At 69.0% G+C, this 18,400-nt stretch carries 15 protein-coding genes; 6 read left to right on the top strand and 9 right to left on the bottom strand.

Going from position 1 to position 18,400, the window contains the following annotated elements:
- Window positions 1-31: 31 nt before the first annotated feature.
- On the bottom strand, window positions 32-2,575 hold the full coding sequence (locus tag DBO33_RS44335; protein WP_234391304.1) for an Rv0361 family membrane protein: 2,544 nt from the start codon (window positions 2,573-2,575) through the stop codon (window positions 32-34).
- A 187-nt stretch (window positions 2,576-2,762) separates the two neighbouring features.
- On the opposite strand from DBO33_RS44335, the gene DBO33_RS40795 reads away from it, so the two are divergent.
- A complete protein-coding gene (locus tag DBO33_RS40795; protein ID WP_107659783.1) occupies window positions 2,763-3,215 on the top strand; it encodes a DUF3151 domain-containing protein in 453 nt (150 codons plus the stop codon).
- A 64-nt stretch (window positions 3,216-3,279) separates the two neighbouring features.
- The gene (locus DBO33_RS40790) at window positions 3,280-4,383 is read left to right on the top strand and encodes an FUSC family protein (protein WP_199857073.1); all 1,104 of its coding nucleotides are present in this window, start codon (window positions 3,280-3,282) and stop codon (window positions 4,381-4,383) included.
- A 294-nt stretch (window positions 4,384-4,677) separates the two neighbouring features.
- Here DBO33_RS40790 and DBO33_RS40785 read toward each other — a convergent pair whose 3' ends face one another.
- From DBO33_RS40785 to DBO33_RS40770, 4 genes are all read right to left on the bottom strand, one after another.
- Window positions 4,678-5,526 (bottom strand): glycosyltransferase, encoded by an 849-nt coding sequence (locus DBO33_RS40785; protein WP_107659782.1) that lies wholly within the window; start codon window positions 5,524-5,526, stop codon window positions 4,678-4,680.
- Window positions 5,527-5,796: 270 nt separating this feature from the next.
- Window positions 5,797-6,663, bottom strand: coding sequence for a glycosyltransferase (locus DBO33_RS40780; protein WP_107659781.1), 867 nt, complete (start codon window positions 6,661-6,663; stop codon window positions 5,797-5,799).
- A 303-nt stretch (window positions 6,664-6,966) separates the two neighbouring features.
- The gene (locus DBO33_RS40775) at window positions 6,967-7,749 is read right to left on the bottom strand and encodes a site-2 protease family protein (RefSeq protein ID WP_107659780.1); all 783 of its coding nucleotides are present in this window, start codon (window positions 7,747-7,749) and stop codon (window positions 6,967-6,969) included.
- Entirely contained in the window at window positions 7,746-8,405 is a 660-nt protein-coding gene (locus tag DBO33_RS40770; protein ID WP_234391303.1) for a hypothetical protein, read from the bottom strand. The genes DBO33_RS40775 and DBO33_RS40770 overlap by 4 nt, the downstream gene beginning before the upstream one ends.
- A gap of 327 nt (window positions 8,406-8,732) precedes the next feature.
- Here DBO33_RS40770 and DBO33_RS40765 point away from each other — a divergent pair, with 327 nt between their 5' ends.
- From DBO33_RS40765 to DBO33_RS40755, 3 genes are all read left to right on the top strand, one after another.
- Window positions 8,733-10,022: an adenylosuccinate synthase gene (locus tag DBO33_RS40765; RefSeq protein WP_107659778.1), complete on the top strand. Its 1,290-nt coding sequence runs from the start codon at window positions 8,733-8,735 to the stop codon at window positions 10,020-10,022.
- Between the two features lie 90 nt (window positions 10,023-10,112).
- Window positions 10,113-12,716 carry a helix-turn-helix transcriptional regulator gene (locus tag DBO33_RS40760; RefSeq protein ID WP_107659777.1) on the top strand — a complete coding sequence of 868 codons (2,604 nt, stop codon included), beginning with the start codon at window positions 10,113-10,115 and terminating at the stop codon, window positions 12,714-12,716.
- 242 nt (window positions 12,717-12,958) lie between these two features.
- A complete protein-coding gene (locus DBO33_RS40755) occupies window positions 12,959-13,903 on the top strand; it encodes a hypothetical protein (RefSeq protein ID WP_107659776.1) in 945 nt (314 codons plus the stop codon).
- A gap of 18 nt (window positions 13,904-13,921) precedes the next feature.
- Here DBO33_RS40755 and DBO33_RS40750 read toward each other — a convergent pair whose 3' ends face one another.
- From DBO33_RS40750 to DBO33_RS40740, 3 genes are all read right to left on the bottom strand, one after another.
- Entirely contained in the window at window positions 13,922-14,755 is an 834-nt protein-coding gene (locus DBO33_RS40750; protein WP_107659775.1) for an alpha/beta fold hydrolase, read from the bottom strand.
- A gap of 250 nt (window positions 14,756-15,005) precedes the next feature.
- Window positions 15,006-15,575 (bottom strand): methylated-DNA--[protein]-cysteine S-methyltransferase, encoded by a 570-nt coding sequence (locus tag DBO33_RS40745; RefSeq protein ID WP_107659774.1) that lies wholly within the window; start codon window positions 15,573-15,575, stop codon window positions 15,006-15,008.
- Window positions 15,576-15,630: 55 nt separating this feature from the next.
- A complete protein-coding gene (locus DBO33_RS40740) occupies window positions 15,631-16,083 on the bottom strand; it encodes a hypothetical protein (RefSeq protein ID WP_107659773.1) in 453 nt (150 codons plus the stop codon).
- Between the two features lie 61 nt (window positions 16,084-16,144).
- On the opposite strand from DBO33_RS40740, the gene yczR reads away from it, so the two are divergent.
- Window positions 16,145-17,650: a MocR-like transcription factor YczR gene (gene yczR / locus DBO33_RS40735; protein WP_107659772.1), complete on the top strand. Its 1,506-nt coding sequence runs from the start codon at window positions 16,145-16,147 to the stop codon at window positions 17,648-17,650.
- A gap of 134 nt (window positions 17,651-17,784) precedes the next feature.
- On the opposite strand, the gene DBO33_RS40730 is transcribed toward yczR, so the two are convergent.
- The gene (locus tag DBO33_RS40730; protein WP_107659771.1) at window positions 17,785-18,375 is read right to left on the bottom strand and encodes a TetR/AcrR family transcriptional regulator; all 591 of its coding nucleotides are present in this window, start codon (window positions 18,373-18,375) and stop codon (window positions 17,785-17,787) included.
- Window positions 18,376-18,400 lie beyond the last annotated feature (25 nt).

The following is an 18,400-nucleotide window of genomic DNA, read 5'->3' as shown; positions in this document are numbered from 1 at the left end:
CGAACAACATTTCCGCTCGATTCCGTCGCGGCTATTGCGGAGCGCTGGACGGCGGATCGCAGACCTTCCAGCCTGCGTCGGTGCGCTGCAGGTCGAACGTGCGCGCGGAGCGCTTGGCCGGATCGGCCTCGGTATAAACCGTGGCCTGCGCGATCGCGGTGTCGTCGGTGATCCGGATGGCATCCACGCTGTCCACCACCGGAATGGTGCGGCGCTCCATGGACAGCTGATGCACGCCGGTGAATTGATCCGCCGGAATGCCCTGATAGAAATCGTGCAGCGGACCACAGGTGGTCTCGCGCAACGTGGCCAGGTCACCGGTCTTCAGCGCATCGGTGTAATCGGAAATCGCGGCGCGCACCTGGGTATCCGGCGAATTGTCCGTCGAGTTCACGACCACCGCCACGATCACTCCGACCAGCACGACCACCAGCGCGGCGGCACCCGCCACCGCGAGCAGCCATCGCTTGGACCGGCCCGAGGTGGTCTGATCGGCGGCGGTCGGCGCCTGTGCGGGAGGGGCGATTCGCTGCGGCTGGGCGATCTGCCGCGGCTGCGGTGGCCGCAGCGAGCCGATCGGCTGCGCGGGCATCGTCGGCTGGACATCCGCGGGCGACGGGGCCGACGCGTGCTGGCGTGGCAGGCCGGGATGCGCCGGCGCGGGCCGCGTCTGCTCGACCGGACCGGACCCGCTCGGCGGCGGTGCCGAAGGGGCCTGCGGGACAGGCTGCTTCGGTCCCGGAGCGGAGCGCGGAGTGGTCGGCGGCTTGGTGATCGGCACCCGGCCCGCACCCGGCGTGACCCGGTCGGTCCCGGCCGGCTTCGGCGCGTCGGTGGGCCGCTGGATCGGCAGCGCAACGGTCTGCGCGTCGTCCGGCTCGAGCACGCCCGGCTTGATCACCGGCATCGCCATGGTCACGTCTTCGGACCCCGGCGGCTGCTGCCCGGCGTCCGGCGCCGCCGTATTCATCTTGACGGTGTCCGCGTCGGGAGCGGCATCCTCCACCGGAGGCGCAGGACGCTGCACCCGCATCACCGTGGTCGGCGCATCCCCGTCAGCGATCTCGGGTTCCGGTGCTTGCGCGGCTTCGGGCTGCTCGGCCGCTGCGGGCTTGTCGGGTGCGCTGTCCTGCGCAGCACCGGCCTTCTCCCCGCCGAACCAGGGGCGGGACTTCGACGGAGCGGAGCTGTCCGGCGCGGTCGCCGCTGCGTCCGCGGGAGTGGTTGTACCCCTGGCAGTTTCGCTCTGGGCCGCAGCGGCTGCCGCCGTGCCGGTTTGTGCTGCCGTCGCGGCAGGTTGTGCTGCGGGCGCGCCAGGCCGTGTCGGCGTCGCACCGGGTGACGTCGCGGGGCTGCCGGTTTGTGCGGTGGTGGCGCCGGGTTGTGCAGGCGTGCCGGGTTGCGCTGCCGGACCGGCGGTTTGTGCGGCAGGCGTACCGGATATTGCCGCTGTTGCGCCGGGTTGCGTCGCGGACGCACCGGGTTGCGCGGCGGGCGCATCAGGTTGTGCGGCCTTGTCGCCGGTTTGCGTCGCTTTTGCGTCGGATTGGGCGGCGGGGGCGCCGGATTGGGCGGTCGCACCAGGTTGTGTCGCCGTCGCGCCGGATCGGTCGGCATCGGGTGTGGCTGGTGCGGCACCGCCGGGCGCGGAGCTGGTCTGTTGCGCGGCTGCGGGTTTCGCGCTCGATTGCGCCGTCGATGCTGATTGCGGGGGTGTGCCGGTTGCGGGCGGGCGGTTCGTGCCGGTCGTGGAGCCGGCGGAGGTTTGGCTGTCCCGTTTGATTACTTCGGTTTCGGCTGCGGGCGCTGCCTTCGGAGCGGCACCACTCTTGGCGATATCGGCGACCACGTCGCCGGAAGTAGGCTTATTTTCTTGCGCCGCCGGGGTTTTCGAGGCTTGCTCGGCAGGTGATTCGGCGGGAGGTGTCGCGGAGCCGGGCTTCTCGTTGCGGGCGATCGCTTCGGTCTTCGCCTCGGCGTTGGCGGTGCTACCCGCGGCCGGTGCTGCTTTCCCCGGAGCGGGACTGTTCGGCGGGGCCGCGCCGGCGGACTTCGCGGGCTGAGCCGGTGCGTTGATCTTCGGGATGGCCCCGGGTTCGGTCGCGCCGGACTTCTGCCCTGCCGTCCGGGCGGGCGCGGCCTTGTCGGCGGTCGAGTCGGCCGATACGGGCTCAGCGCCGTTCCCCGGCTCGGCAGCGGTTGCCGCTGCGGCATCGCCGGTTTTTGCACCAGAGTTCGAGCTGTCTGACGTGCCGGAACCCGCATTTTGGGCGGCATCCGGCGACGTGCCGCTGGATTTCACGGCGGGTTTACCGGAGTTCTCGGCATCGGGCGATCCCGGCGCGCCCGAAGCTGCGGCAGGGGAGTCGGCCGAAGTATCCGCCGCGTCCTTACTATCCGCACCACTCTTCGCACCCGCGGCGGGAATCGGTCGCGTGGGCGCTACGGGCGAGGGTTCCGCCGGGCGGGGAGCGACCGGGTGGCGGACCGTGGTGTCTGCCGGGCGTGCGTCGGCTGCGGCCGGGGTTGCCGGGTCGGCGCTCGCCGGGTTCTTGTCGTCGTTCGGGTCGGACACGCACTACCCCTCGGTCAGGCGGAACAGTTGAACTCGACGGCCAGCTTAACGGGCAGAGGCCGAGGTAGTCCGTTCTCAGAGCACGCATGGCCGCAGCGAATGCCGAGGTACGCCGAAGAGGTGCGGTGGGATCGAGTTCGCGCCGCCGACGGAGCGCATGCGCCGGGAAACGGGGCATCGGTGCACAATGAAGCCCATGACCTCGTTCGGTGATCTCCTCGGCCCCCAGCCGGTACTCCTGCCCGAAATCTCCGACGCGGAAGAAGCGTTGCTCGACAAGGCCGATCCGTTCCGCGTCGCCGCCGATCATCCGGCGGCCTCGATCGCCTGGGCCTACCTGGCCGAAGCGGCGCTGACCAGCGGCGAAGCCCAGGACGAGCCGATCAATCACGACATCCTCGCGGCGTACGCGTTCGCCCGCACCGGCTACCACCGCGGCCTCGATCTGCTGCGCCGCAACGGCTGGAAGGGCTTCGGCCCGGTGCCGTGGAGCCACGAGCCCAACCGTGGGTTCCTGCGCAGCGTCGGTGCGCTGGCCCGTGCGGCGAAGGTGATCGGGGAAACGGAAGAGTACGCGCGCTGCTTGGATCTGCTCGAAGACTGCGATCCGCGGGCCGCGGCTGAGCTCGGTCTCGACTGAGTCGTAGTTGATCGACCTCAGTATCAATCCCAGCTCTCGCGTCGGCGTCGCCAAGGCGAGCAGCATGGATCGGCTGCGCGCGTCGTGGGCGCGCCTGCGCCTGTCCGCGTTGCCGATTCTGCAGTGCGCCCTCGGCGCGGCACTGGCCTGGTTCATCGCGCGTGACCTCGTCGGGCACGCGCAGCCGTTCTTCGCGCCCACCGCGGCCGTGGTGTCGATCGGCATCTCCTTCGGCGCCCGGCTGCGGCGTTCGGTGGAACTGGTGGTCGGCGTCGCGGTCGGCATCGGCATCGGTGACCTGTTCATCACCAACGCGGGTACCGGCGTGTGGCAGATCGCGCTGGTGGTCGCCGTCGCCATGGCCGCGGCGGTGTTCCTCGACGGCGGCTCCATCATCACCATGCAGGCGGCCGGTTCGGCCGTGCTGGTCGCGACGCTGCTGCCGCCCTCGGCGGGTGGCGGTTTCTCCCGGATGATCGACGCGCTGGTCGGTGGTCTGGTGGGAGTCGTTGTGGTGGCGTCGATTCCACTGCATCCGGTGCGGCGCGCCCGCGAGCAGGCGGCGGAAATCCTTGCGGTGATGAGCAAGTCGCTCACCGACGGCGCCGACGGCCTGCTCGAACAAGATCCGGACAAGGTGCGTTCCGCGCTCGCGGCGGTCCGTGCGACGCAACCGCAGCTGGACACCTTGCGGGCCACGCTGGAGGGCGGCAAGGAGATCAGCCGAATCTCCCCGCTGTACTGGAACTCTCGCGCCCGCCTCGAACGCATCAAGGCCACCGCCGACCCGCTGGACAACGCGGTGCGCAATACCAGGGTGCTGCTGCGCCGTTCGCTCACCCTGGTCCAGGACGACGAGATCCTCGACCCCCGCCTGATCGACGAGGTCGAACGGCTGGGTCAGGCCATCGATGTGGTGCGCCGGATGATGCTCGCCGATCCCGGCGAGCAGCCCGACCAAGCCGAGGCGGCCAGGGTGCTGCGCACGGTCGCCAAGGAGGCGCGGCCGGAACTCGTTGAGGGCGCCGGGCTTTCGGCCCATGTGGTGTTCGCCCAGGTGCGTTCGATCGTGGTGGACCTGATGCAGGTGTGTGGCATGAAGCGCATCTCCGCGATCGCGCTGCTGCCGCCGACGGTGCCCAAACCGTTCGTGACCCCCGAGGAATGATCCGACTACTCAGCGGATCTGGGTGCGCACCAGTCGCCGTGCGTGGCGTCCTCGCTGATCTTTGGGTAGTCCGCTACTCGTGTTCCGGCGGCCCCGGCCGCATAACTTGAACAAGTGACCGCGATCGAACGAGGGGTGTCGCGGTCGACCACTTCGCACACGAGCGAACTGCCCCACCGGCCATTTGGTGTGGTGGCCGTGCGGGTTGGGGCAGCACGCCCGTTGCGAGGAGCAGAGTCGCCTGGTCCGACGTCCGGCCGGGCGGCTCTGTGTTCGTCAGTTGCCGCTTTCTTCCTAGCTGAGCGGGAACATCCTGGCCTGGCCGGGCCGCAGCGAGAACCGCCGCCGGTCGAAGTCCCACAGCCGGTAGATCGGCCACTGCACGGTGTGCGCCAGCCAGGCGCCGACGATGACGACGCGATGGAACGGCAGGACCTGGTAGCCCTGGTTGGTGATGGTGCGCAGGCCGCTCAACTGGAACTGCCACCAGCGGCGCGGACTGGTGCGCCTGCGCCGGGCCGACGTCTCGACCCGCATGTGCTTCAGCTGATCGATCGGCAGGCCGCGCTTGCTCAAGCACAGCGCCAGGTCGAGGTCGTCGATCACATCCGGCCGCACGACGGTGTCCTCGCGCACGTCCAGCCAGGCGGTGCGGCGGATCGCCATGTTCGGGCCGTGCATGTTGCCGACCCGGCCGCCCAGCTTGCCGCGCCGATCCTGCAGGTAATAGCCGAATTTCAGCAAGAAGCCGACCGGCGAGTCGTAGTACGTGGTGATGCCGGTGAGCGCGGCGACGTCGGGATGGTCGGTCAAGTGCTGCCGGATGACCGCGCCCCAATCGGGCGCGACGAGGCAGTCGGCGTCGGTCCGGCCGATGAAATCCCCACGCGCCTTGTCGAATCCGGTGTTGCGGGCCCGTGCCACCCCGCGCTGGGGTTCCTCGACGAGTTCGACTTTCGGATGTTCGAGCGCGTAGGCGCTGACGAGTTCGCGGGTGCCGTCGTCGCTGCCGTTGTCGACCACGACGACCTCGTCGATCGCGTCCTGGGTGACGAGGCGGTCGAGGGTTTGCGTGATGCACGCCGCCTCGTTGAGGACCGGGATGACGATCGATAAGGTCGTCGCCGAATCGGGGCTGCTCATTGCTGGTACTGCTCCAGTTCTGGGTCGGGTGAAGCTTCCTACAGAACGGTCTGTTATCTGCCCGGAACAGCCGTTCTCGTCAGCGTGGTAATGGGTGAAAACACAGGGGGACTCGATCGGCAACGGTGCCGCGAGTTCGCCGAACGGTCGGTGCGACCAGGGCCGGGCAGCCTGCTGATTACCGGCTGGGCCGACCGGCGATGATCACTGGTTCACCCTAGTTGCGTTGGCGCACAGACAGAATCCCCAAGCCTTGGGGGCACCAACTCCTCAGGTGGCGCTCGCCGTTTCGCCGACCGCGGAGACCCGGGGCGGCGCCGGACGCAGCGTGAAGCGGCGCCGGTCGAAGTCCCAGAATCGGTAGATCGGCCACTGCACCGTGTGCGTCAGCCAGGCGCCGACGATAACGGCCCGGTGAAACGGCCGCACCTGGTAACCCTGCTCGGTGATGGTGCGCAACCCCGTCAATTGGAAGCGCCACCAGTCGCGCGGCCCGGTCCTGCGGCGGCGGGACGAGGTTTCGACCCGCATGTCCGTCAGCTGGTCGATGCGCAGCCCGCGTTTGGTCAGGCACAACGCCAGATCCAAATCCTCGGCGACGTCCGGCCGCGTCGTGGTCTCCGCCCGCACCGTGCGCCACGCGGACCGGCGGATGGCCATGTTCGGGCCGTGCATGTTGCCCACCGGCCCGCCCAGCTTGCCGCGCCGATCCTGCAGGTACAGGCCGAATTTCAAGAAGAAGCCGATTGGTGAGTCGTGGTAGGTAGTAATGCCGGTGACCGCGGCGGTGTCCGGATGCTCGGTCAGGTTCTGCCGGATGACCTCGCCCCAGTCCGGCGCGACCAGGGTGTCCGCGTCGGTGCGGGCGAGGAAATCGCCTCGGGCCCGGTCGAATCCGGTGTTGCGGGCGGCGGGGATGCCGCGGGTCGGTTCTTCGATGAGGGCGACCTCCGGGTGGTCGACCGCGTAGTCGCGCACGATCTGGCGGGTGTCGTCCTGGCTGCCGTTGTCGACGACGATGATCTCGTCGATCGCATCCTGGGCGACCAGCCGGTCCAGCGTGCGCTCGATGCACTTCGCTTCGTTCAGTGCGGGTATCACGACGGACAAAACCGTCGCTGTCGATGTGTTCGTCATAGTGGTCCTGCTCCCACATTTCGCTCATGGGCAGCCGAAAACCCCGACGCTGCGGCCGGTTTTCACTGCTGCGGGCGCGCGTCAGCGCGCGGTGGCGGCTCGGCCGGACCCGGTCATCGACGGTGACGCCGGTCCGAAGACGGCAGTCCGGCCACTATCGCGTGGTGTGCCAAGTGATTGCACGACGATCGTGGTTACTACCGATCTCGTACGTGTGAATACCCCATTCCCCCCATAGTGATCATCGAGTTCGGACCCTACTCGCTCGAATCGATCCCCGCAGCCCGTTCCGCCTCCCGGCGGCTAGGTCCAGAAGCGTGTCAGATAACTACCGAAGCGCGACCAATTCGACGGCACCCCAGACACTTCGAACAATGCGTACACCGCGTCGAAGAAAACCTGATTGATGGCGGGCGTGAAAAGCAGCGCGAACAAGATCAGCATGCCGAACGGTTTGAACTGATCGAGCGCGCGCCTGGTCTGGTAGCTGAGCGAGGGCTCGAGTATCCCGTAGCCGTCGAGTCCCGGCAGCGGGATCAGGTTCAGCAGGGTCGCGGTGATCTGCAAGAACGCCAGGAAGCTCAGGCCGAACCAGAACGCGGGATGCGCTGCGGCACTGCCGAACAGCTGCACGATCACCAGCAGCAGCACCGCGCAGAGCGCGTTCACCGCAGGGCCCGCGCCGCTGATGATGCGCTGGGTGCGCGGCGAGAAGTTGTGTGTGTGTACGTACACCGCGCCGCCCGGTAAACCGATACCGCCCAAGGCGATGAATACGATCGGCAGCACGATCGACAGCAGCGGATGGCTGTACTTCAATGGATTCAGCGTGAGATACCCACGCAATTCGACCTCGTGGTCACCCGCTCGCCAAGCCATGAACGCGTGCGCGAATTCGTGCAGGCACAGCGTGATGATCCAGCCGAACACCACGAGCACGAACACGCCGACCTTGGCCCGGGTGGAGTCCACCTCGGCATCCCAGGCCAGCGCGCCACCGACGATGGTGATGACGACGACGAGCAGAAAGATCGGGCTCGGCCGCACCGCGCGCGAACGCCGGTCGGCGGCGAAGGGTGAGCTCATCGGACCAGCAACCAGGGCTCGTGATGCCGATAGAAACTCGACCGGGGCACCGTGCGGTCGCTGCGGACACCGTCGCGCGTCACCACCGCGCCCGGCGTACCGAGCTGGGCGGCGCGCCCCTCGATCCAGCGGCGCTTGCGCATGCCCCGCTGCGTGGTGGCCCGCACGCCGGGCTGGTGCAGCATCGGCGACACCAGCATCGCGGTGACCTTGCCGGAGAACAGTTGCACGTCGTCCACGTAGGCCTCGCCCTCCAGCTTCGCCGCGTCGACACCGGTGATCTTGGCCCGCCCGACCAGCACCTGCCCGGTGTCGTCCCGGATCAGCGGCACCTCGGTGGCCCTGCCGTCGATGGCCCGCTTGGCGGCGGCATTGCCGGTCCCGGTCTGATAGGCGCGGGAGCCGTAGGTCTTGTCGACCGGCACATAACCGATCTCCACGTGCAGCCGTTCGGTGCGCATCAGGTGGGTCAGCACCGTGGCGAGCGCGGCGTCGTCACCGAGCACGATGAGGCGCGGCAGACTGTCGGCCGCGAGCACGGGCAGCAACTCGTCGATCTCGGTGGTATCGGGGATGGCGGCCGTCGAACTGCTCGGCAGCGCCGCGAGGGCGATAGGTACCGGTGCGCCGTCGCAACGGAGAACGTGGGTACTCAAACTGCCGTACACCCTCCTCGGTTCGAGCCGACACGCCGTCGGACCCTTCGCCACTTCCGCCGACCCCAGCCCGGTTCCGACGGCTGCAACCATAGCCCTGCCGGGCTCCGGCCACATGGTTGTCGCGCCCGCGGCGTGAGCTCGACGCCGCCAATCACACTACGACGAGATCCGGTCCGACGCCGCTGACGACGCGTCTACTAGACTGTGCTCCCGGCCACCGCCTCGATACGGCAGGTAGCTGCAACACTGGTGTTTACCCGCCCCGCCGGCTCGACCGGCTGCCAGCTCCCGGGTGTTGCACGTCGAACCGTAGGAGACAAGACAATGCCGGCAATCGTCCTGATCGGCGCCCAGTGGGGCGACGAGGGTAAGGGCAAAGCGACCGATCTACTCGGTGGCCGGGTGCAATGGGTGGTCCGATACCAGGGTGGCAACAACGCGGGCCACACCGTGGTGCTGCCCAGCGGTGACAATTTCGCGCTGCACCTCATCCCGTCCGGCATCCTCACCCCGGGCGTGACGAACGTCATCGGCAACGGCGTCGTGGTCGATCCCGGTGTGCTGCTCGACGAACTGGCCGGACTGGAAGAGCGCGGCGTCGACACCTCGGGCCTGCTGCTCTCCGCCGACGCGCACCTGATCATGCCTTACCACGTGGCCATCGATAAGGTCACTGAACGCTTCCTCGGCAACAACAAGATCGGCACCACCGGTCGCGGCATCGGCCCCTGTTACCAGGACAAGGTCGCCAGGGTCGGCGTGCGGGTGGCCGACGTGCTCGACGAGAAGATCCTCACCCAGAAGGTCGAGGCCGCGCTGGAGTTCAAGAACCAGGTGCTGGTCAAGATCTACAACCGGCGCGCGCTGGACCCGCAGCAGGTGGTCGACGAGGTGCTGGCGCAGGCCGAGGGCTTCAAGCACCGCATCGCCGACACCCGGCTGAAGCTGAACGTGGCCCTGGAGAACGGCGAGACCGTGCTGCTCGAGGGTTCGCAGGGCACGCTGCTCGACGTGGACCACGGCACCTACCCGTACGTGACGTCGTCCAACCCGACCTCGGGTGGCGCGGCGGTCGGCGCGGGCGTCGGGCCGAACAAGATCACCGCGGTGCTCGGCATCCTCAAGTGCTACACCACCCGCGTCGGCTCCGGCCCCTTCCCGACCGAGCTGTTCGACGAGTTCGGCGCGTACCTGGCCAAGACCGGCGGCGAGGTCGGCGTCACCACCGGCCGGGCCCGGCGCTGCGGCTGGTTCGACGCGGTCATCGCCCGCTACGCCACCCGGGTCAACGGCATCACCGACTACTTCCTCACCAAGCTCGACGTGCTGTCCAGCCTGGAGACGGTGCCGATCTGCGTTGCCTACGACGTAGACGGCGAGCGGGTCGAGCAGATGCCGACCACGCAGACCGGGTTCCACCACGCGAAGCCGATCTACGAGGAAATGCCCGGCTGGTGGGAGGACATCTCCCAGGCCCGCACCTTCGAGGAGCTGCCCGCCAACGCCCAGGCGTACGTGCTGCGGCTGGAGGAACTGTCCGGCGCCCGCATCTCCTGCATCGGCGTCGGACCGGGTCGCGAACAGACCATCGTCCGGCACGACGTGCTCGGCTGAGACCGGAAAGTTATAGTCCGGCTGAATGATTGCCGCTGTTCATCGTTCGATCTCTACGATCATGGTCGGTAGCGAACTACAGTAAGAGTCATGGCTCGGAACTGGCCGATGATCGAGCGTGTGACCGAGTTCGAGGCGATCCGCGCGGCCCTCACCGGCACGGAACATGTCGGCGCGGTCCTCACCGGCGATGCCGGCGTCGGCAAGACAACACTGGCCAGACAGGCAACGGCCGCCGTCGGCGGCAATATCCGCTGGGTCGCGGGCACCGAATCGGCGCGCAGCATCCCACTCGGGGTGTTCGCGCATATGGTCGGCGTCTATACGGCGCACGACCCGGTGACGTTCATGTCCGCGGCGCGTGAGGCGCTGCTCGCGGACGGGCACACCATCATCGGTGTCGACGACGCGCATCTGCTCGATCAGTTGTCGGCGACGCTGCTCTTGCAACTGGCCATCGACAAGGCGGCGCACATCGTGGCCACCGTGCGCAGCGGGGTGCAGGTGCCCGACGCGGTGACCTCGCTGTGGAAAGACGGCCACCTGCTGCGCATCGACCTGAACCCGTTCACCCAGCGGCAAAGTGTCGACCTGGTCGAGTCGATGCTGGGCGGACAACTAGAAGGCTTCACCGCCAACCTGATGTGGGAGTCCTCCGGCGGAAACGCGCTGTTCCTAAGGCATTTGGTGGAGGGCGCGCTGGAGGCGGGCTCGCTGCGCCAGGTGAACGGCGTGTGGCAGCTGCGCGGGCGCGCCGCGGTCACCTCGGAACTGGCCGCGCTGCTGGAGGATCGGGTCGAGCAGCTGCCCGAGGACGTGCTGCACGTGCTGGAACTGCTCACCTTCTGCGAGCCGATCGACCTCGACGTGCTGTCCGAACTGGCCGGCGAGGAGGCGGTGGAGTCCGCCGAAACCCGTGGCGTGATCCGGGTTGTCGAGAATTCACACCAGCTGACCGTGCGCTACAACCATCCGCTGTTCGGCGAGGTGATCCGGCGCAGGCTCGGCATCGCCTCGGCTCGCAGGCTGCGCGGCAGGCTGTACTCCTCGCTCAAGGAACGGCCGATCAACTCCGCCGCCGACCGCATCCGGCTCGCCGAATTGGCTTTGGACAGTGACAAATCCGCCGATCTGGAGCTGTTCGAGGCGGCCGCCGCCGACGCCATCGGGCTGGCGAATCTGCCACTGGGCGAACGCTTCGCCAGGGCGGCGGTGGAGCGTCGCGGTGGTGTCGAGGCCGCCGACCTGCTCGCGCGCGCCCTGCTCTGGCAGGGCCATCGCATCGAGGCCGAGCGCATGCTGGCCACCTTCGATCCCGATGAGCTCACCGAGGTGCAGTTGGCGCGCTGGGGCACCACGCGGGTGGCGAATCTGTTGTGGGCCATGGGTGATGCCGATCGCGCCGACGAGGTGTTGACGCTGATCCGCGGCAAGGTGACGCATCCGAAGATCGCGGCCATCATCGACGGGCTGGCGTCCGCGTGCGCGGTCAACGAGAACCGGATCGACGCCGCGATCACCGAGGCGGAGAAGGTGATGTCGGTGAAAGGCGCACCGTCGTGGGCGGTCTGGTGGGCGTCCTTCGGCGGCGGGCTGGCGCTGACCCTGATGGGCCGGGGCGAGGCCGCCCTGCAATACGCGGCCCGTGGCCACGAGGTGGAGAGCGACATCGACGGGCTGAACCGTTTCATGTCGACGCACGCCGAGGTACTGGCACTGTTCCTTACCGGTGAACTCGAAGCCGCCCGGCTCTGTGCCGCAGCGTATTTCGGCTACTCCGCGCCCGGGCAGTACTTGGCCTGGGGCATGTCCAAGATTTTGCAGGGCACCGTCGATGTGGCGCAGGGGCACTTCCCGGACGGCATCGAAAATCTGGAGCAGGCGCTGGCCGCCCTCGCCACCGAGGGCGCGGCGGCCTGGATGTTCCCCGCGAGAATCCGTCTCGCCGAGGCTTATTCGGCACTGGGCCGGTCCGCCGAGGCGATCGAGGCGATCGGCGAGGCGACCGCGCGCGGCGGCAGGCACAGCGCAGTCTACGAACCACAGCTCGAAATCGCCCGCGCCTGGCACGCCGCCGCGGAAGGCACCGTCACCCCGGCCATCCGCCTCGCGATGAGCGCGGCCGACGCGGCCGCCCGCTCGAACCAGCACGCGATCGAGGCCATGGCGCTGCACGCCGCGGCCCGCTTCGGCGACCACTCCGCAGCCGGGCGGCTCGCCGACCTCGCCGCGAAGGTGGACGGCAGGCTGGTGCAGGTGCAGGCCAAACACGCGGTGGCCCTCGCCGCCCACGACGGACCCGGATTGGACGCCGCCGCAGCCGAATTCGAGCGGATCGGCGTGCTGCTCTCCGCCGCCGACGCGGCCGCCCAGGCGGCCTCGGCACACGAGCGCGCGGGTGATCGCCGCCGCCTGCTGGAGTCCGCCGCCGCGGCCAACCGGCTGGCCGCGGCCTGCGGTGGTGCCAGCACGCCCGCGCTGCGGCAGGCGGCCCAGCCGTTGCCGCTCACCGCCCGCGAACGCGAGATCGCCAATCTTGTTGCGGCAGGGCTGTCCAACCGGCAGATCGCCGACCGCCTCACCGTGTCGGTCCGCACCGTGGAAGGCCACCTCTACCGCGCCTGCATCAAGATGGACGTCACCGACCGCGAGTCGCTAGGCGCGCTGATGCGGGGCGAATCCTCCGCCGGCTGAACCAGGTACGTGGCGCGCGAGTGGCACACCATGGAGCGACCTTCTCGGGTGTTGCCGCAGCCATGTGCCACTGTCGAAAGCCTCTCCCCGCAAACCGGACATTTCAGGGAGTGTTGCCTGGTCATCCGGGATTCTTCGGGCCGATTCCCGACTTGACAGCATCCGATCAGCTACGGATAGGGTGCGAGCGCGCAGTACGCGGGGACGTGCTGGCTGACCCAACCTGATGGTGGTGTTTCGACGTGGCTCGTCGGTATCGAGAACTGAACACTCCGGCGACCCGGCGTAGCTTGCGTCCGATCGTCGGTGCCCTGCCGCTGGCCATCGCGGTCGCCTGCGCGGGTGCGGCGGTCGCCGACCCCGGCCCGTCCACGCAGCCGGGCGTGACCACCCCGAGCACGCCGAGTGCTCCGGTCAAACCCGAGCGTTCACCCAGCCAGCCGGGCGTCACCACCCCGAATCAGCAGGGTGCCGTCGGCCCGAAGCCCGACCCCGCCGACGGGCAGAGCCTCAACTACGCCCGTCCGGTCCCCACGCCGGAACCGGCACCGCCGATCCAGCCGCAGCAGTTGCACGCCCCGGAGCCGGTCGAGCCCGTCGCACCCATCGCGCCGCCGCCGCGCACCCTGCGCATCGGTGATTTCACCAGCCCGGTCCCGGACGAGGTCCCCGGCGATCTCCTCGACGGCGTCAACGGCACCGCCGCCGGCGTCGAGGCCGCCATCGCCACCGGCGGCCGCTCCATCGGCATCAACCCGTCCCGCTCCGACAAGATCGCCGCCGCCACCGCGGCCGGTGCGGTCGGCGGCGCACTGGGCGGTGCCGCGCTCGCGGGCATCCCGGCCGCCGTGGTCGGCGGTGTCGGTGGCGCGGCCATCGGCGCGGGTGTCGGTGCGGGCATCGGCTTCGCGGTCGGTGTCGCGGGTACTGCCGCCGGCGGTGCGATCGCGGCCGCCGCCGCGGGAATCCCGACTGCCGGCGTCGGTGCACTACCCGCGATCGGCGCGGCATTCGTCGCGGCCTGGCCCATCGCGGCGGCAACCACCGGAGCGGGTGCCGCGATCGGTGCGGGTGTCGGCGCGGCTGCCGGTGCCGCAGTCCTCGGTATCCCGGCCGCGGTGGCCGGCGGTGTCGCGGGCGGAATCTTGGGCGGCAGCGCAGGCGCTGGTTTCGGCGCTACTGCCTGACGGCCGCGCCGAGCCCCGTCAGTTGGCGTTGTCCGCTGCGCCGGTGAGGAATTCGCCTGCGGGTGGGGCGAGCAGGCTGATCTTCGGGATGTGTCGCAGCTTCGCGACTTCCTGGAACTCGGCGTCGGGGAGGACGGCGGCGATCGCCCTGGCGGCCTTGCGGAGCAGGAGATCGCTCTTGCCGCCTGAGATCACCAGGGTCTGTGCCTTGACGGCGGCCCAGTCCGCGGCGCGCAGGGGTTCGCCGCGGGTGAACTCGCCCATCACGGCCCAGTCGTGCGGGGTCGAGTTCGCGGTGGCGAGCAGGTGTTTCCACAACGGCGCGAAACGCAGGACCGTGACGAACGTGCGGGGGACGCCCATCGCCTTGGTCAGATAGAAGCGGACCGTTTCGGCGCGACGGTCGGCGGCGACCAGCTGATGCAGCGTCGTCTCGAGGTCGGCGGCGGGCACGAACCCCGCGCGGTCCACGATGAACGGTGGCTCGAAGGCGACCACCTTGGTGATCCCGAGGATGCGCCCGGAACCGGCGGCCCGCAGCGCGAGCCCGGCGCCGGAGGACCAGCCGAACAGCATTGCGGACCCGCCCGCCACCTCGACCAGGGCCGCGAGGTCGTCGATCTCGCGCTCGACGTCGTAGCCGCCGGACACGGCGGTGCTGTCGCCGCGGCCGCGCCGGTCGTAATTGAGGACGGTGAGGCCGTATTGCTCGTTGAGTGCCGCCGCCAGCTCGACCATGGTGGGCAACTTCCGATGACCGAAGGTCCCGCCGATGAGGATCACCGTGCCGGCATGGCCGTCGTGGCGGTCGTACGCGATCACGGTCCCGTCGGCGGAGGTCACGGTCTCCACAACAGTCTCACTTTCGAGAGGAGGTCGGCCAACGGGGCGTTGGGGGCGTACCTGTTCAGACGGTGCCGAGGGTGTGGATTCATCGACGGCAGCGGCGACCGACCCAACCCGCGAAGTCTGTGATGCTGCTCACTATGCCGTCAAGGCGTCTGGCAGGCCCGTGAACGTTATTTACGGAAAGCGCTGTGGAGTAGCTGGTGCCAGGTATCGGGCACTCGAGCTTGCCACGATGCGCACGAGAACCACCCGCTCAGAACAGGGTTGGTTCCCCGAAGCCCGGCGTGCGTTCGATCTCCAGCAGGTGCTGCTTGGTGGTGACGCCACCGGGCGCGGAGAAACCGGTGAGCGCGTTGTCCGCGGCGAGCACCCGGTGGCACGGGATGATGAGGGGAATCGGATTGCGGCCCAACGCTTGTCCGACGGCTTGCGCGGCACCCGGCGCGCCGATGCGATCGGCCACCTGGCCGTAGGTGAGGGTGTGCCCGGGATCGATGGCGCGGGTCACCTCGTACACCGCGCGGTGGAACTCCGGAATTCCGTTGGTGTCCAGCGGGATCCAGCGCAGATCGTCGAGTTCGCCGGCCAGGTGGGCGCGGATGCCTGCGATGGCCTCGGCGATCGCACCGGTGGGCGTCTCTTCGCGGACCTCGTTGTCCGGCAGGCCGGCGCGGCGGCGCGTGATGCGCGCACGGGTGGCGGCGGGGCTGGCCTCAGGGAGCTGGAACCGGATCACGGTCGTGGCGCTCCACGCGATCGCACAGATGCCGATCGCGGTATCGAAGAGTGTTGCCTCGGCGGACAGGCAACGGGGGTCGGTCATGCTGTCAGTGTGCACCGTGGGGCTGACACAGTTCGAGATATCAGTCCAGTTTTGCTCAACTGGCCTTGCTGTCGAGGGTGTCCTGCTCCGATACGAGCCGGCGCACGCCGCGCTCGGGCTTCCGTGTCCCTCCGGCGCTGCGCGCGACGGTCCGCCGGGACCGCCAGGCGTACTGGTCGATCGGGCTCTGCTTCGGTAGCCCGGCTGCCGGCTCGCGGACAACCGGTACCGACGACTGCGAACGTTGTGCCGGAAGGGCTTTCGCCGTGGTATCGGCGGTTTCTCGGACGACCGGCGGCACCTCGTCCGGCATGTCACTGCGCCCGTAGACGGCGGCCAGATCCGCATAGCGCCGGTGGGCGTCGTAATACGAAGGGGTCCAGTCGGACATCGGCGTGCCCGGGTGGAATCGTTCCAGCCGGAACGCGCGCTCGGCACCCTTCGGTAAATAGCGATAGACCGCGTAGCCGAAAGCGGCGATGACGAGGAAGGCGGCGAATGTGGTCATGATGCCAGCCTGCGCCCGACTGGCCTTGCTTTAAATATCCACTCCCTCGATACTGGACCTTATGGCGACGAGAGTGATCGGAGCGGGCACGCTAGCTCGCGACCTTGGCCGGTGGCGGAATGTGGATGAGGACGGCGAGACCGAGTCGTCCCGCCGGTCCGCGCGTCCGGCGTATCTCGCACTCGCCGAGGGCATTCGGCTGCTGATCCATGACGGGCGCGCCCCGCTCGGCGTCGCGCTGCCGAGCGAACGCGACCTCGCGGCCACCCTCGGGGTCAGCCGCACCACGATCACCTCCACCTACTCGCTGCTGCGCGAGAACGGCTACCTGATCAGCCGCCAGGGTTCGCGCAGCACCGTCGCCCTGCCGCGGGACGTGCAGCACGACGGCAGCAAGCCCGCGCGCAGCATCCTGGCGATTATGGCGGCGTCCGAACTGCCGACCATCGACATGACCTACGCCGCCATGGCCGCTCCGCTGGAGATGCAAGAGGCGTATTCGGTTGCGCTGGAAGGCCTTCCGGCCTATCTCGGTACACACGGCATGGATCCGGTCGGCGTGCTCGCGCTGCGCGAGGCGATCGCCCGCCGCTTCACGCAGCGTGGCCTGCCCACCGAACCGGACCAGATCCTGGTCACCCTCGGCGCCCAGCACGGTCTGCGGCTGCTGCTGAACGTGCTCACCGCGCCTGCGGCCCGGGTACTCATCGACCACCCCACCTACCCGAACGCGATCGAGGCGATCCGGGACGTCGGCGCACGGCCGGTGCCGGTGCCGCTGCGCCCCGAACATCCGGACAAGGGCTGGGATCTCGACGGAATCCGCAGTGCCGCAAGGCAAACCGCCGCCACGCTGGCCTACCTGGTACCCGACTTCAACAACCCGACCGGCCTGCTGCTCGACGCGGAGGGTCGCGCCGAACTGGCCGCCATCGCCAGGGAAACCCGGATGACCGTGGTGATCGACGAGTCGATGGGCGATCTGCACCTCGCCGACGGGGTGCAGCAGCCGCCGGTCGCCGCCTTCGCCAAGGGCAATGAGATCGTCACCATCGGCTCGGCGTCCAAGTCGTTCTGGGGTGGTCTGCGGGTCGGCTGGATCCGCACGAACCAGCCGTTGATCACCAAGCTGCTCGGCATCCGCTCCACCGTCGACCTCGGCACCCCGGTGATGGACCAGCTCGCCACCATCCATCTGCTGGCGAACGCGGACACCATCCTGGATCGGCGCCGCGATCAACTGCGTGCGCAACGTGCGGCACTGCTGGACGCGGTGGCCGAAGAGCTGCCGGACTGGCGCCTCCTGCACGGTGCCGGCGGCATGTCGGTGTGGGCGCAGCTACCGGCGCCGGTGTCCACCGCACTGGCCGCCACCGCGCCCAACCACGGTGTATTGCTCGCCGCCGGACCACGATTCGGCGTGCAAGGCGCGTTCGAGCGCTTCATCCGCCTGCCCTTCACCCATCAGGAGCCGGAACTTCGCTTGGGGGTCAAGGCGATTGCCGCGGCGTACGACGCGCTGACGCCGCGCGCCGCCGATCCGCTCCAGCCGTTGACTTGTTACTGATGCGAGGCGCTGACTCCGCACGCCGCCCCCGGTGCGATCATCGGCGGCTACTGAAGTCGTTGCTTCGCAACAGTTGACCGGGTATCGCCGCTTGTTTGTCGGCGAGCGTGGCCGAGACTGCTTGTCGCCGAGGCCTACTGGCGTCGCCCGGTACCTACGCCACTCAGCAGCGTGTCGATGACACGACCAGCGAGGGCATCCGGGTCGGCGTTGCCGTCCAGTTCGGCGTTGCCGTGCACGGTCTCGTTGATCAGTGCGAGGTAGACCCGCCGCACCCAGGTCGGGTCGGCGTCGGCTGCGATGAAGCCGTCCGCACGCGCTCTGGCAAGCACCGCATCGCATTTCGCGAACACATCGGCCTGGATTTCGGCGACCTCGGGGTCGGTGCTGTCCACGCGGTCGAGTGCGTAGGACGCCCCGTACTTGATCTCGATGACATTGGCGGTCGCCTGATGCAGCGCGACCAGTGGTGGCGCGGTCCGCGGCCGTGCGGCGTCGACCGCGGCCGCGATGCGCCGCCATGCGGCCACCGCGATGCTGCGCACCAGGTCCTCGCGATTGGCGAAGCGCCGGTGCACGGTGGTGCGGGCGACGCCCGCGGCCTCCGCGATCTGCTCGAGCGTCGCGTTGGGGTTTTCGCTCAGCACCCGCTCCGCGGCGTCCAGGATGGCGCGCACGGTGCGCTCGGCATCGGCGCGCAGTGGGCGCGCGGAAGTGGGCGACATGGGTGCTCCGTTCGCTGAGATCTCC

Source organism: Nocardia suismassiliense (assembly GCF_900269665.1).
Taxonomy (GTDB): domain Bacteria; phylum Actinomycetota; class Actinomycetes; order Mycobacteriales; family Mycobacteriaceae; genus Nocardia; species Nocardia suismassiliense.
This window is presented reverse-complemented; position numbering and strand designations above follow the sequence as displayed.

Bases quoted from the DNA above. Each gene is read 5' to 3' on its own strand.
- DBO33_RS40795 (WP_107659783.1), top strand. From the start codon at position 2,763: ATGAAGCCCATGACCTCGTTCGGTGATCTCCTCGGCCCCCAGCCGGTA.
- DBO33_RS40790 (WP_199857073.1), top strand. From the start codon at position 3,280: ATGGATCGGCTGCGCGCGTCGTGGGCGCGCCTGCGCCTGTCCGCGTTG.
- DBO33_RS40785 (WP_107659782.1), bottom strand. From the start codon at position 5,526: ATGAGCAGCCCCGATTCGGCGACGACCTTATCGATCGTCATCCCGGTC.
- DBO33_RS40780 (WP_107659781.1), bottom strand. From the start codon at position 6,663: ATGACGAACACATCGACAGCGACGGTTTTGTCCGTCGTGATACCCGCA.
- DBO33_RS40775 (WP_107659780.1), bottom strand. From the start codon at position 7,749: ATGAGCTCACCCTTCGCCGCCGACCGGCGTTCGCGCGCGGTGCGGCCG.
- DBO33_RS40765 (WP_107659778.1), top strand. From the start codon at position 8,733: ATGCCGGCAATCGTCCTGATCGGCGCCCAGTGGGGCGACGAGGGTAAG.
- DBO33_RS40760 (WP_107659777.1), top strand. From the start codon at position 10,113: ATGGCTCGGAACTGGCCGATGATCGAGCGTGTGACCGAGTTCGAGGCG.
- DBO33_RS40745 (WP_107659774.1), bottom strand. From the start codon at position 15,575: ATGACCGACCCCCGTTGCCTGTCCGCCGAGGCAACACTCTTCGATACC.
- DBO33_RS40740 (WP_107659773.1), bottom strand. From the start codon at position 16,083: ATGACCACATTCGCCGCCTTCCTCGTCATCGCCGCTTTCGGCTACGCG.
- yczR (WP_107659772.1), top strand. From the start codon at position 16,145: ATGGCGACGAGAGTGATCGGAGCGGGCACGCTAGCTCGCGACCTTGGC.
- DBO33_RS40730 (WP_107659771.1), bottom strand. From the start codon at position 18,375: ATGTCGCCCACTTCCGCGCGCCCACTGCGCGCCGATGCCGAGCGCACC.